Annotated in this window: 12 protein-coding genes; 11 read left to right on the plus strand and 1 reads right to left on the minus strand. The window is 46.1% G+C overall.

The features are described from left to right. Window positions 1–15 precede the first annotated feature (15 nt). The 11 genes from RQP50_RS06800 (at window position 16) to metG (ending at window position 12,817) form a co-directional block, all read left to right on the plus strand. Window positions 16–900 carry a carbohydrate ABC transporter permease gene (locus RQP50_RS06800; protein WP_021253020.1) on the plus strand — a complete coding sequence of 295 codons (885 nt, stop codon included), beginning with the start codon at window positions 16–18 and terminating at the stop codon, window positions 898–900. A 2-nt stretch (window positions 901–902) separates the two neighbouring features. Further along, on the plus strand, window positions 903–1,730 hold the full coding sequence (locus RQP50_RS06805; RefSeq protein WP_036590578.1) for a carbohydrate ABC transporter permease: 828 nt from the start codon (window positions 903–905) through the stop codon (window positions 1,728–1,730). A 90-nt stretch (window positions 1,731–1,820) separates the two neighbouring features. Continuing rightward, window positions 1,821–3,749 (plus strand): cache domain-containing sensor histidine kinase, encoded by a 1,929-nt coding sequence (locus RQP50_RS06810; RefSeq protein ID WP_021253018.1) that lies wholly within the window; start codon window positions 1,821–1,823, stop codon window positions 3,747–3,749. Further along, on the plus strand, window positions 3,746–5,347 hold the full coding sequence (locus RQP50_RS06815; protein ID WP_072727875.1) for a response regulator: 1,602 nt from the start codon (window positions 3,746–3,748) through the stop codon (window positions 5,345–5,347). The genes RQP50_RS06810 and RQP50_RS06815 overlap by 4 nt, the downstream gene beginning before the upstream one ends. A 58-nt stretch (window positions 5,348–5,405) precedes the next feature. Continuing rightward, window positions 5,406–7,046: a beta-N-acetylhexosaminidase gene (nagZ, locus tag RQP50_RS06820; RefSeq protein ID WP_315744213.1), complete on the plus strand. Its 1,641-nt coding sequence runs from the start codon at window positions 5,406–5,408 to the stop codon at window positions 7,044–7,046. Between the two features lie 243 nt (window positions 7,047–7,289). Beyond that, window positions 7,290–9,392, plus strand: a complete 2,103-nt coding sequence (locus RQP50_RS06825; RefSeq protein ID WP_072727876.1) for a stalk domain-containing protein — start codon at window positions 7,290–7,292, stop codon at window positions 9,390–9,392. Between the two features lie 169 nt (window positions 9,393–9,561). Continuing rightward, the gene (locus RQP50_RS06830; protein WP_315744215.1) at window positions 9,562–10,026 is read left to right on the plus strand and encodes a Fur family transcriptional regulator; all 465 of its coding nucleotides are present in this window, start codon (window positions 9,562–9,564) and stop codon (window positions 10,024–10,026) included. Next, window positions 10,023–10,334 carry a membrane protein insertion efficiency factor YidD gene (yidD, locus tag RQP50_RS06835; RefSeq protein WP_072727878.1) on the plus strand — a complete coding sequence of 104 codons (312 nt, stop codon included), beginning with the start codon at window positions 10,023–10,025 and terminating at the stop codon, window positions 10,332–10,334. The genes RQP50_RS06830 and yidD overlap by 4 nt, the downstream gene beginning before the upstream one ends. A gap of 52 nt (window positions 10,335–10,386) precedes the next feature. Continuing rightward, complete coding sequence (locus RQP50_RS06840) at window positions 10,387–10,515, plus strand: hypothetical protein (protein WP_265332072.1); 129 nt, start codon at window positions 10,387–10,389, stop codon at window positions 10,513–10,515. Continuing rightward, window positions 10,512–10,655 (plus strand): hypothetical protein, encoded by a 144-nt coding sequence (locus tag RQP50_RS06845; protein WP_156159919.1) that lies wholly within the window; start codon window positions 10,512–10,514, stop codon window positions 10,653–10,655. The genes RQP50_RS06840 and RQP50_RS06845 overlap by 4 nt, the downstream gene beginning before the upstream one ends. Before the next feature lie 149 nt (window positions 10,656–10,804). Further along, window positions 10,805–12,817, plus strand: coding sequence for a methionine--tRNA ligase (gene metG / locus RQP50_RS06850; RefSeq protein ID WP_315744221.1), 2,013 nt, complete (start codon window positions 10,805–10,807; stop codon window positions 12,815–12,817). A gap of 114 nt (window positions 12,818–12,931) precedes the next feature. Here the strand turns inward: metG and RQP50_RS06855 are convergent, their stop codons facing one another. Further along, a complete protein-coding gene (locus tag RQP50_RS06855) occupies window positions 12,932–13,744 on the minus strand; it encodes an undecaprenyl-diphosphate phosphatase (RefSeq protein ID WP_021261803.1) in 813 nt (270 codons plus the stop codon). Window positions 13,745–13,845: the final 101 nt, after the last annotated feature.

Raw genomic sequence — 13,845 nt, forward strand, 5'->3', positions numbered from 1 at the left:
ACGGAGGGAAATCATATGAACAAAGCATTAAGAAACCCCTTAACATATGTGTTATTTTTGCTTCCTACGCTCGTTTTGTTCATCGCATTCTTTATATACCCGGTAATCAATGCGATTTACTACAGCTTTACGAGTTGGAACGGAATATCGAAGGACGTTACATTTATTGGCTTTGACAACTATCTCAATGTGATGAGTAAGCCAGACTTTTGGGAATCAGTGAAGAACAATGGATACTTTATTTTGTTCTCCTTGTTAGTCCAAGTCCCGTTAATCATTTTCTTCTCACTGCTCATCTCCAATGTCAAGCGTTTGAAAGGATTGTACAAGACAGCAGTATTCATGCCGTCTGTTATGTCCACGGCCGTCATCGGTATTTTGTGGGGCTTCATTTACGATCCGGACACAGGGCTTCTTAACAAGCTGTTAGGTTTGTTCGGTATCGATCCGCTTATGTGGCTGGCAGACAAGAAAACGGCAATGATTTCGATCTTGATTACGAACGCTTGGCAGTGGACCGGTTTCTACATTGTTATGGTGTTGGCTGCAATTCTAGCGATTCCGAAAGATCTTGACGAAGCAGCTATGATTGATGGCGCAACTGGCGTTCAACGTGCGATGCGCATTACGATTCCGCTTATTATGCCGATCATCTCCGTGGTTATTATGCTATCGATCGCAGGTGCAATGAAGGCGGCAGATATCGTCATCGTTATGACCAAGGGCGGCCCGGCAGGGGCAACCGATGTTATGGCAACTTATATGATCAAGCACTCGATTACAAGCTTCAAATATGGCTATGGGAACAGCATCGCAGTCCTTATCTTCGTGTTCACGCTCATCGTTACTGTGCTTTACCAAGTACTTATTGCGCGTAGAACGGAAAGGATTGAATACTAATGATGAAACAGCTGAAAAAGGGCACCCCTCATATTTTCCTACTGTTGTATTTGGCGGTTATTCTATTCCCATTCCTGTTCGTCTTGTTCTCATCGGTAAAGACAGACAACGGAGCCATTGCAGCGAATCCATTCGGTTTGCCGACAGAATTTGCTTGGGATAACTATGTGAAAGCTTGGGTCAATGCCAAAATTAGCACTTATTTCGTAAATAGCTTGTACATTTCACTTGCAGCATCCGTGTCTACGATTCTCATCGCGTCTCTTGCATCCTTTGCGATTACACGTATGCGCTATAAGAAGATGAGTGCAGCAGTGTTCCAGTTTATTTTGCTAGGCTTGCTCATTCCGGGCAATGCATTGCTGCTTCCGATTTACGGCATCTTGAAGAACTTGAACATGCTCGATAAGCACTGGGCCCTATATGTTCCTTACACGGCAGGGGCAATACCATTTACGATTATTATCTTGGCGGCATTTATGCGAAGTCTCCCGTCTGAGATTGAGGAAGCAGCTGTAATTGACGGCTTGAAGGCACCAGGCATTTTCTTCAAAGTCATCTTGCCGTTGACGGTACCAGCGCTCGTGACCGTATTCATTGTCAACTTCCTCGGCAACTGGAATGAATTCTTGCTCGCAAACTTCTTTATCTCAACAGACAACTTGCGTACACTTCCGGTCGGTATGGTCGGCTTCCGTGATACGTATAACACGAACTACGCGCAGATGGCGGCTGGTATCGTATACAGTGTCGTACCTGTTATGGTCATCTACGCAATCCTGCAAGAGAAAATTATTGAGGGTCTCACAGCAGGCGGGGTTAAGGGCTAATCTTTTCATAGTTTCTGCATGAAATGTAAGCTCTTACGTGTTAATATATTCATAGATGACTAGAGAGAGAGTAAAGGGGTAATGTGCACAATGAATTTACGATTTAAGATGTTTAGTGGATTTATTTTGCTTATCATTATCCCTTTGCTTTTACTTGGAACGATTACATTTGTGATTACATTTAATTTGCTAGAGAAGAAATATAGTGAGCAAGCGCAATTCTCGATGCGGGCCATGAGCCACAGCATCGGCTACATATTCGATGAAATCAATAAAGTATCCGACACAGGCATTGCGAATAACGTCTTCCAGAAGGCGTTGGTATCGCCTAATCCTTACGAACACGATATGGTAAGCTCAAGCGTCGTCAGATATGACGATAATGGAAAGCTTTACTTCGTGGATGAACAGGGGCGGCCAGTCGGAAAGCAAGTTGATGATACGCTAAAAGGCACGGACTATATCCGGATGAACGAACGCCAGCAAAATTTCCGCAAGCTGCTGTTCAACCATCCTGCGATTAGTTATGCCTTTTTGTACAATTTCAGCCCATATGCACAAAGAGAAGGGATTATCCCAATATTTTCTAAAGACAACTTCAAGGAAATGCCTTTTCATGAATTCAAAAAGCATCCTGTATTTAAGAAAGTCATGGACTTGAACGGGGTTCCGTTATGGGTCGGGCCAAATGAATTTCCAGAACTGACGGGCTCCGAGCAGGTCTTTACCCAGATTCGAGTTGTGAAGGATCTATCGACGATGAGGCCAATTGGAATATCGATCATCCAGATTAAGAACTGGGATCTCGACACGTTCTTTAACAAGTTTTATACGGCTGATCAGATGGAGAATACGAAGTTCTTTATCGTCAATCGTGATGGACAGATTCTATACGACAACTCGAAGCAGCTCGCTGGCCATATGATCGCTGATTATGCTTCGAAGCCGATCAAGTTCGAAAATACATATGTAAGCTACAAGGACAAATTCGGGGAACGCGAAAGTGTGATCACGTACCACCCCATGAGTGATTACGGCTGGTATTTGATTTCCGTGCGCGACTGGAGCTCTCTCTCGAAGGAGATGGTCGTATTTCTGAAATGGGTGTCTACCATCTTATTCCTCTGCATCCTTGGAGCGCTGCTGTTCAACCTGTTGTTTACGAACCGAATAACGCGCAACATTACGCGCATCGTTCGATTTATGCGCAGGGTTGAGGATGGAGATCTGAACGCCCGTGTTGATGAAGAGGGCAGAGATGAGTTAAGGATGCTCTCACACGGATTCAATAGTCTCATGGAGCGTGTGTCTGGCCTTATTGATCAAGTGAAGAATGAGCAGCAGCAGAAGAATAAGGCGGAAATGAGAGTGCTGGAAGCTCAAATTAAGCCTCACTTTTTATTTAATACACTTGAATCGATTAATGTGCTGGCTATTCAAAATGAAGGGCGAAAAGTTAGCCAGATGGTTTATCGCCTCGGCAATATTTTACGCATTAGCATTCAGGATAAAGAGGAAATTACGCTTCGCGAAGAACTTGAATATTTGAAGAGCTATCTTGAAATTCAAAAGTTTCGATTTGAGGAGCTGTTCAACTTCGAAATTGACGTGCCGGAGCACATCATGCACTGCAAGGTGATGAAGCTGACCCTGCAGCCGCTTGTTGAGAACTCAATCCAACACGGATTTGATGGAATTGAGCACACAGGATGGATCCGCATTACCGCATTTGAGGATGAAGATCGCATTCTCATTCGGGTAGAGGATAATGGGATGGGCATGTCGAATGAACAATTAAGAAAGTTCCAATATATGCTCTCTGATGAGCAAAAATCGGTTCTGCCGCAGGAAGAAGAGTCGTACAATACGGAACGTAGGGGACTCGGAGTTCGCAGTGTAGCAGATCGCTTGCGCATTCGATATGGTCCTGGTTATGGATTGTTCATCTGTTCCGCTTCACAGATGGGAACGATGATTCAGTGTGTGATACCGAAATACGAACAGGGTGATACGTTATGAGTGTGAAGGCATTGCTCATTGATGATGAGGTACCGATTTTGAACAACTTGAAGCTGGTCATCCCGTGGGATGAGCTGAATGTTGAATTGGTAGGCACAGCTCGCAATGGTGTGGAAGGGCTGGAAATGGTGCGGCAGCACGAGCCAGACATCATTTTGTGTGATATTCGTATGCCCGTTATGGACGGTATGGACTTTCTGCGAGAAATTCGTAAAATGGGTTGTGAAGCTGAGGTTATGATGCTGACCGGCTATCAGGAATTCGAGTATGCTCGCATCGCAATGCAGCATGGTGTTCGTGATTATGTATTGAAGCCGATTAACTACGATGAGCTGGAATTGACCGTGAAGAAGCTTGCTGATCTTGTACGCACCCGTCAACTAGAGAAGAAGCTGACGGAAAGGCGCTGGGGGCGCATGATTAGTCTCGCTTACGAGAAGATGATGTTCGATGTTCTTATGGGATTCTCCACTGGCGCACTTGCGGCCTTCATGGTCGATGAAGAGCAGCCGATTGACAAGCTGGCTTACTCGCTGCTGCTCGTTGACTTGGATGGCTATGCACAGCAAAGCGCCTCTTGGAGTGACAATGAGCGCAAGCTGTGGAATTTCGCAGTTCGCAACGTGCTGCAGGATGCCATTGTGGATGATTGGAATAAATATGCCGTATTGCAAATGCGTGAAGGGGAGTGGTGTGTACTTCTTCAATGCTATCGTGACCAGCATGAGGTTACTTCGGTCGATATGGCACGCTGGGCACAGGAAATTCAGCAGGCGGTTCGAGGCCATGTGAAGATGACCGTAAGCCTTGCATGGGATAATGGGCCGATCCCTCTCATGAGCTTGGCACATACGTACAAACGCCTGCAGCGTACTCTTATTTTGCATACCGATGATGAACAGCTCGTATCTGTCGATGAAGGCTCAGTAGCAAGACAGGCGGCCTCTGTCTCACAGTGGCAGTTAGTCGAAGATATCGTGGCGGGGATGAAGCAGAATGATCGCTCTAAGGTCGATGACGGAATGCATGCCTTGCAATCCAGCCTGATGTATATGTCTGAGCAGTCCATTGTACGCGCGGAAACGTTCCTTCATTATGTCATCATTCACTTGATTCGTGAGATGAGAGAGTGGGAACTAGTTACACCACAAGAAGAAGAAGCGGTGTGGAATAAGCTTCAGCATATGATGGGCGTCAAGGACTTAATGTGTGCGATTATGGAGTTAGTCGATCATACGAAGGAACACGCGATGAACAAGAAGTCGAGCGAGCTCCTGATGATATCAGCCAAAGACTATATTCACCGCAATTTAGGCTCAGATATCGGCGTCGAGGAAATGGCTGATTACTTAGGAATCAGCTGCAGTTATTTCAGTTTGTTGTTTAAGAATCATTTCGGGGAAACGTTTGTTGAATACGTGACGCGTCAGCGAATGGAGCTGGCGATGTCATTGCTCCGCACAACAGACAAGAGCATTACACAGATTGGTGCGCTTGTTGGATATTCAGAAAGACGGTACTTCTCCAAGGTGTTCCAGAAGTACACAGGCAAGAAGCCGACGGAATATCGCGAGGATGCCGTTCAGACGGGAAAATGATAACGCTTAAATGAATCACATCAAGAATTCACGATATGAAGAGGATGGGATGAGTGAGATGAGTAAACTTCAACTGACGCTTGAGCAAAAAATTGGCCAAATGGTGATGTGTGGATTCGCAACGACAGAGGTAAACGATAATATCCGTTCCTTGATTAAGGAGCACCACGTTGGAGGCATTATTTATTTCAAGCGCAACGTGGTGAGCAAAGAGCAAGTAAGTGCGTTATCTCATCATTTGCAAGAGATTTCCGGAGAACAGACGAATATCCCGCTCTTCATTAGTATTGACCAAGAAGGCGGTATGGTGGCACGGATCGACTGGGAGGATATTACGCTGATCCCAGGCAATATGACAATTGGAGCTACGCGCAGTGCTGAGCATGCTTATGAGGCTGCACGTATTTGCGGAGAAGAGATGCTCCGTCTTGGCATTAACATGAACTTTGCACCGAGCTTGGATGTGAACAACAATCCGGAGAATCCTGTAATCGGAGTTCGTTCATACAGTGAACGTCCTGATCTGGTAGCTGAACTTGGAACTGCACAAATTCGCGGCCTGCAAGAGGCGAATGTGGCTGCAACAGCGAAGCATTTCCCAGGACATGGCGACACGGCTGTCGACTCTCATCACGGCCTAGCCACTGTACCGCATGATGAGGAACGATTGGTTGCAGTTGAGCTTGCTCCATTTGCGCGTGCGATTCAAGAGGGCGTGGATTGCATTATGACGGCGCATGTCATTTTCCCTGCATTTGAGCCGGATTCCATCCCAGCTACGTTGTCCCATAATGTGCTTACGAAGCTGCTCCGCCACCGTATGGGCTATGATGGCTTGATCGTAACAGATTGCTTGGAAATGCATGCAATTTCGAAGGAAGTTGGTGTGGCTGAAGGTGCGGTGCGCGCAGTTGAAGCCGGTGCTGATATTTTGCTAGTCAGCCATACGTATGAAGAGCAAGTTGCATCGATTCAAGCGCTGTGCGAAGCTGTTCGTACCGGTCGCATCGCTGAATCGCGCATCGACGAATCCATCGATCGTATCATTACCTTGAAAAATAAGCGTCATATGGGCGAAGAGACAGAAGTTCCAGAGGATTTCACTTCATATTTCGCTACGCCTGAATCTAAGGCATTGGTTGATCGTATGTTCGAGGACAGTACGACGCTTGTTAAGGATGAGGCTGGTGCACTTCCGCTTGATCGCAGCGCGAAAACGCTTGTGATCTGGCCTCAAGTGCGTACTCGTTCAGAGGTCGATGATCTCATCGTACAGGAATATACGTTGGCATCTGCACTGCAACCACATATGAACGATGTGGAGCTGCTCCGGATTAACAATGATCCAGATTCCGTTGAAGTGGAAGAAATTTTGGCAAGCACAGAAGGATATATTCAGATTGTGATCCTGACTTACAATCCAGTATCGAAGCTGCATCAAGGACAGGTTGATGTGGTGAATGCATTGTTAGCACGCAGCAATACACGCGTCATTGTTGCATCGACTCGCAATCCATATGATCTGAATCAATTCCCTGATGCACCTACGTACTTGTGTTGCTATGAGAACCGCCCTGCTGCAATGAAAGCTCTGGGGAATGTGCTGCTCGGCCTGCAGGAGCCGAAGGGCAAACTGCCGGTTACGATTTCGGAGCAATACCCATTTGGGCACAGTGCTTCTTACGCGAAACAGCAATAGAACTCATCTCGAGACCTGTACCGAGCGATCGGTGCAGGTCTTTTTTTGGATATGAAGAAAATGTAAAATCACAATGATTTCAGAAAATGAAATGTAAATATTGACTTTCATTTAATATTCCTTAAAAAAAGAATGAAAAAATAGAAACTTTTTACCTAGTAATGCGTCTATAACTATGTTCAATCTACACATTGTATTAACATTTCGAAATATAAACGATGGATGAGGAGTAGGACATTTACTATGAAATCTTGGAAAAAGCTTTTCGTTGCCTGTGTAGCCGCAGTGCAATTGTTCACAGTAGTACCTGTGTTCGCTGCAGAGGGGACGACGAATACTGAGGTAAGTGGTACAGTCGAAACGGATAAGTCTTCAAATACTGCGGAAGACAGCAGCAATCAGGAAGAGAAGCAGCAAGACAACAAGCAAGTTTCGCAGGCACGTGTTCAATCCGTTCTACCTGGGGAATATGACAAGAATGTTGTTGTCCTAATTGCAGACAGCAATAAGATCTATCAAGATGGGATTGAATACACATCTCCACAGCCGATTACGGTCAAGAAGGGCGTTTCCTATATCGCAATTCGTTCACTGATAGATCGCTTTGGATTCAAGCTGGACTTTGATAACAAGACGAAGGAAACGATCATCAAGAACGGTGACAAAGAACTTCGTTACAAAATGGGAAGTACAGACTATCGGGTAAACGGTGTCTCTACAAAAATGAAGGGCGCTTCTTATATTTCAAATAGCGTATTCATGGTTCCAGTTACATCCGCGATGGATGCAATGGCAATTCCATATAAGTGGGAACAAGCGTCGAAGCGCATCATCATTCAGCTTAGTGCTAAGCCAATTGCGAAGTTTAAAGTTGATCAGAAAGACATTATTGCAGGAGAGACTCGTGTTACATTCACAGATCAATCCACGCATCCACGTGGCCGTCAGATTGTTGAAGTAGATTGGGACGGGAATCAAGAAATCTATGACGAGCCAGGCACATATACGATTACACTGCGCGTACGTGATGAGGATGGGGAGTGGAGTGATCCGTATTCCCAGACAATTACGGTTACAAGACCGCATACACCGCCAGTAGCAAGCTTCCGTACGGATAAAACGACATATAAAATGGGTGAACCGATTAAATATGACGATTTGAGTACGGATGAAGAAGATACGGAATTGAAACGCGAGTGGGTGAACAAGCAACCGGCATTCTTCGAGCCGGGCGAGAAGACAATTACGCTCAAAGTGAAGAACAAGTACGGCCTTACGGCTGAAGTAAGCCAAACGATCTCCGTAACGGATGAAGTGCTGTACACGTTCGATGATTTTAATAAATTGTTCACACCACAAGGGGATAAATATCAAGTAGACGCTGGGTCTATTCTTGGTTATAAGGAAATCAAACCAAAAGTGACCGAAGAACGCCGTGCATTGTACCGCGCGAACAGTCCAGAAGAAGTATTGAAAGATGGGATCCTATATCAAGATCGTGTTGCAGGCGGAGCGCGGATTTTTGCACACCATTTGAATTCGACCAATTATAATATGAAGTTTTACATTTTGGTCACGAACGTATCCGATGATCCGGCTACCTTGACTATACAGCATCAAGGCTTTGCAGGGCCTAGTCCCAGTCCGCAAGATACAGGGATGAAGGCGACAGTTCGTTATTTCCAATCATTTGAGGATGGCAAAGCAACGGAAACAAAGTTGAAGCCGAATGAAACGAAAATTGTAGTACCAGAATTGAGCAATCCAACATTCAAACCAAGAGATGTGTTTACGTTATATTCGGATTTCTACGGAGATAGTACGCTTGAATATACGATCGTTGCACTGGATGCAAAGAAGGATGTGTTAAAAGAATTCGCGAATTTGCCTCAGTTGCCGATTGACGGGAAGCATATTCGTGGTACATTCGAAAATGCCGATCGTGTGTTCACGGTGGACGAAACAGTTGGCACTAAGGAAGAACGCCTGTTAATCGCAGATAACAGTAGCGATAAGTACATTACCGGCTCCGACATGATGACGTTTGAAGATCGTCTAAATGCGGGCAATTATGGGGTATTGTATCGTATCCACCTGAACAAGGTCGCGCCTAACACACTTATTGCCTTCAATTCGCGCGCAGGATCATATACGGGTGCCATATTAGTAAATGGTAAGGCTGTAAATACGCCGAATCAGGGATTGCTAAAAGGTTCGAATGAATCAAGTGTAGTCTATCGTACAGGAGATTATGAAGAAAAGGTTGAGATTTTATTCTCTCCTGCAGCAGGCAGCAGCTTACCGGTCAATTTCACATTTATGCCACTTCCGAAGGCGAAGTCTTAGTTCATAGCACTGATCTTTTATTATAAATTGAATCATTTTTTTGAGAGGGGGCTGTCCCTATTCCAATAGAATAGGGGCAGTCCTTTTTCTATACTTCGGGTTTGACTTTACAGCTAGTAATAGCGCATTATAGTAGTGACGGGTTCCACATCATAGAGGAGGGACTTCGATGCTGAAGACAGAGCAAATTATAGAGAAAATGGCTGATTCAGGGATGAGGATTACGGATCAGCGTCGAACCTTAGCGAAGCTGTTCGCTGACACGAATGGATATTTAACACCTAAGGATGTATACGAATTTATGGGGAAGCGCTATTCCGGCTTGAGCTTCGACACGGTATACCGCAATTTGCGAATCATGTTCGATCTAGGCGTTCTGGAGCAGGTAGTGTTTGAGGATGGAGTCAAGTTCCGCGTAACGTGTGCAGATGGGCATCATCACCATCACATGATATGTTTGCAGTGTGAGAAGACGTATCCGATCCATTTCTGCCCGATGTCGCAGACCGATGTACCTGATCAATTTCAGGTCGTTCAACATAAATTCGAAGTGTTTGGATACTGCTCTACATGCACAGATAAGGATAATTCAACTTCTGTACCTAACCATAATACAGGTGGACCTGGGATATGACGGAGGAAGAAGGCAAGCGATGCAGTTCCTCAAGTGAGGACATTCCTAAGCGTGAAGATGACCAACGTCAAGTTCAACGGAGCCTAGGAACAAGGATGGCACAGGCACCAGTTCGAGTCTACCGCAAATGGATATCACCGCTCAAACCGCCTACGTGCCGCTTCTATCCGACATGTTCCACTTATGCAATGGAAGCATTGGAAGTCCATGGGCCTGTGAAGGGCACATGGCTGACGATGAAGCGAATTGCCAAGTGCCATCCATTTCACCCTGGAGGCGTAGACAAGGTACCTCCGAAGCGTCCTTGACAGAGGGACAGTTCCTGATTTATATTTGAGGGTAGTTGTTGGATGCACATAATTGGAAATCGATATCTCCGAGGAACGGATAAGTAAGCTGAGAAGCCATTTCAGAGAGCCGGTATTGCTGGGAACCGGTATGGATGCTCTTCCGAACATGGTCCGGGAGGAACTGATGGTGAGCGAGTGATTGAGCTGCGTGAAGCAGGCTCTACCGTAAGCTGTTGGCGCATCATTCCCGTTAACGAATGCTTGATCGGCTACATACCGGTCACAATGAAGCCGCCTGTCGATATGTATGCAGGTGGGAAATTGGGTGGTACCACGTGAGATACAGCTCTCGTCCCAAATTGGGCGGGGGCTTTTTCTGTTTATTGAAGCTTTTGTCGAAGCTTTGATTGAAACTCTAGTGAAGTGCAAGAAAGACAACATCGGATTTGCTGCATGAAGAGGCATATGCTGAGGAGGATGAACGAACAATGAGTCAACAACGCAACACATTTTACATCACAACGCCGATCTACTATCCAAGCGACAAGCTGCATATCGGTCATGCGTACACAACAGTAGCAGGGGACGCAATGGCACGCTATAAGCGTTTGCGCGGTTTTGATGTTCGCTACTTGACGGGTACAGACGAGCATGGTCAGAAGATCGAACGCAAGGCGAAGGACGCAGGGGTAACTCCACAGCAGTTCGTTGACAACATTGTCAGTGGGATTAAGGAGCTGTGGAACAAGCTGGATATCACTTATGATGACTTTATTCGCACAACTGAAGAGCGTCATAAGAATGTGGTTCAGACGATTTTCGACCGCTTGGTTCAGCAAGGAGACATTTACAAGGGGACGTATGAAGGCTGGTATTGTACACCGTGCGAATCGTTCTTCACAGAACGCCAGCTCGAGAATGGCAACTGCCCGGATTGCGGCCGTTCTGTGGAACTGGTTAAGGAAGAGAGCTACTTCTTCCGCATGAGCAAATATGCGGATCGACTGTTGGAATTCTATGAAGCGAACCCAGAGTTCATTCAGCCAGAATCCCGTAAAAATGAAATGATTAACAACTTCATTAAGCCAGGCTTGGAAGACCTCGCCGTTTCCCGTACGTCCTTCGATTGGGGCGTGAAGGTGAAGAACGATCCGAAGCATGTTGTTTATGTATGGATTGATGCACTGTCCAACTACATTTCCGCTCTAGGATATGGCTCGGACAATGATGAATTGTACAAGAAGTATTGGCCAGCGGATGTTCATTTGGTTGGGAAAGAGATCATTCGTTTCCATACGATTTACTGGCCGATTATGCTGATGGCGCTTGATCTTCCGCTTCCGAAGAAAGTGTTCGGACACGGCTGGCTGCTGATGAAGGACGGCAAAATGTCGAAGTCCAAAGGCAATGTTGTCGATCCTGTTATGCTGATTGATCGTTACGGATTGGACGCGCTTCGTTACTACTTGCTGCGCGAGGTGCCATTCGGATCAGATGGTACGTTTACGCCGGAAGGCTTCGTAGAGCGCATTAACTTTGATTTGGCGAACGATCTTGGCAACCTGTTGAACCGCACCGTTGCAATGATCGAGAAATACTTCGACGGCGAGATTCCCGCATATGCAGGCCAAGTTACGGCATTCGATGGTGAAATAGCAGCCTTCGCTGCACAGACAGTGGATAAAGTGGAAGCAGCTATGGAAGAGATGGAATTCTCCGTAGCTCTGACTGCCATCTGGCAGTTCATCAGCCGTACGAACAAATACATTGATGAGACACAGCCTTGGGCACTTGCGAAGGATGAATCCAAGCGTGCAGAATTGGCTTCTGTTATGGCGCATTTGGCAGAGAGCCTGCGTATTTCCTCCATTCTGCTGCAGCCGTTCTTGACCCAAGCCCCAGCGAAGGTATGGGCTCAGCTTGGTATTGAAGCGGGAACGATTACGTCTTGGGAATCTGTTCGCACATTCGGAGCCATTCCGAACGGAACCAAGGTTGTGAAGGGTGACCCGATTTTCCCTCGTCTGGAAGTAGCAGAAGAGGTGCAAATCATCGCTGAAGCAATGAACGGAGGCAAGAAGGAAGAGCCAGCAGCTGAAGAAGCACCTGTCCAAGCAAAAGCAGTAAACAGTGCTGCTGCAGCTGAGACAGGTTCGGTGAAGCCGGAGGATGCCAAAGAAGAAATCGCAATTGATGATTTTGCGAAGGTAGAGCTGCGCGTTGCACAAGTCACACATTGTGAACCTGTTCCTAAAGCAGATAAGCTGTTGCGATTGGAATTGGATATGGGCTATGAGCAGCGTCAGGTTGTATCAGGAATCGCTCAATATTACAAGCCAGAAGAGCTTATCGGACGAAAGGTAATCTGTGTAGCGAATCTGAAGCCAGTGAAGCTGCGTGGTGTCTTGTCCCAAGGTATGATTTTGGCTGCTTCGAAGGATGGTCAATTGACGGTTGCAACAGTCCCAGACAGCATGCCGAATGGTGCAATTGTGAAGTAACAGCGGTTTGAACGAAATAAATAGGTGGCAGGCATATGTGGATGATTAGGATATGAATTGCCATAGAAAAAGGCCGGGATCTAAACGATTCCGGCCTTTATTTGTTGAACGTCATTAATTCACGAAGAATAGGACGAACAGTCCTGCAAATACACAATAGAGCGAGAACCATTTCAGATTGCCGCGTGCCATAATGCCCATGAACCATTTCAAGGCGAAGTAGGATGCAACGAAGGAGCATACGAAGGCAAGCAAGTATGGAATCATCATTTGCCCCAGTGTCGGGTCTTTGATCATGTCCTTCCCTTCAAGAATCATGCTTCCTAGGCTGACCGGAATGTACAAGAAGAAGGAGAAGCGAAGGGCAGTTTCCTGCTTCCATCCCAGTGCCATCGCAGCAACGATTGTTGAACCGGAACGGCTAATGCCTGGAATGAGCGCAACCGCTTGCGCTAGACCAACGATGAACGTCTCGCCAAATGACAGATCTTTGTCTCCCTTGCGGCCGCGCAAGTTGCGTATCAGCCAGAGAGCTAGTGCAGTCACGAGCAGTGTTGCTCCGATAATTTTAACACCTTTGAACACATCTGCAATCGTATCCTTGAACACCACTCCGATAATCCCTGCTGGAATCGTAGCGAGAATTAAATAAATTACGAACATGAAGTCGTCTTTTGCATCCTGAGCGCGTGTGAACAGGAAGCGGAACGTATTTACGGTAAGCCGTACGATATCTTTACGATAAATGAGCAAAATAGCTAGCAAGGAGGCAAAGTTGACGAGCACCTCAAAGCCGAGACCTTCGATATGTAATCCGAATAATCGCTCAGCAATAACCAAATGCCCGCTTGACGATACCGGTATTGGTTCAGTGAAACCCTGCACCAATCCAAGCACGGCATACTTCAGCCATTCGATCCAATCCAAATCATTCACTCCTTAATTTCTTTTGTATATGGTTTTGAGCCTAGCGGTAGGATAGGCACTCTATCATATTAGTATCGTCTATCAATGATGTCAAAGAGTAA

This window comes from Paenibacillus suaedae, from assembly GCF_032337355.1.
Taxonomy (GTDB): domain Bacteria; phylum Bacillota; class Bacilli; order Paenibacillales; family Paenibacillaceae; genus Paenibacillus_B; species Paenibacillus_B suaedae.

What these genes read in the sequence shown, in the direction of transcription:
- RQP50_RS06800 (WP_021253020.1), top strand. Translation starts at nt 16, where the DNA reads ATGAACAAAGCATTAAGAAACCCCTTAACATATGTGTTATTTTTGCTT.
- RQP50_RS06805 (WP_036590578.1), top strand. Translation starts at nt 903, where the DNA reads ATGAAACAGCTGAAAAAGGGCACCCCTCATATTTTCCTACTGTTGTAT.
- RQP50_RS06810 (WP_021253018.1), top strand. Translation starts at nt 1,821, where the DNA reads ATGAATTTACGATTTAAGATGTTTAGTGGATTTATTTTGCTTATCATT.
- RQP50_RS06815 (WP_072727875.1), top strand. Translation starts at nt 3,746, where the DNA reads ATGAGTGTGAAGGCATTGCTCATTGATGATGAGGTACCGATTTTGAAC.
- nagZ (WP_315744213.1), top strand. Translation starts at nt 5,406, where the DNA reads ATGAGTAAACTTCAACTGACGCTTGAGCAAAAAATTGGCCAAATGGTG.
- RQP50_RS06825 (WP_072727876.1), top strand. Translation starts at nt 7,290, where the DNA reads ATGAAATCTTGGAAAAAGCTTTTCGTTGCCTGTGTAGCCGCAGTGCAA.
- RQP50_RS06830 (WP_315744215.1), top strand. Translation starts at nt 9,562, where the DNA reads ATGCTGAAGACAGAGCAAATTATAGAGAAAATGGCTGATTCAGGGATG.
- yidD (WP_072727878.1), top strand. Translation starts at nt 10,023, where the DNA reads ATGACGGAGGAAGAAGGCAAGCGATGCAGTTCCTCAAGTGAGGACATT.
- metG (WP_315744221.1), top strand. Translation starts at nt 10,805, where the DNA reads ATGAGTCAACAACGCAACACATTTTACATCACAACGCCGATCTACTAT.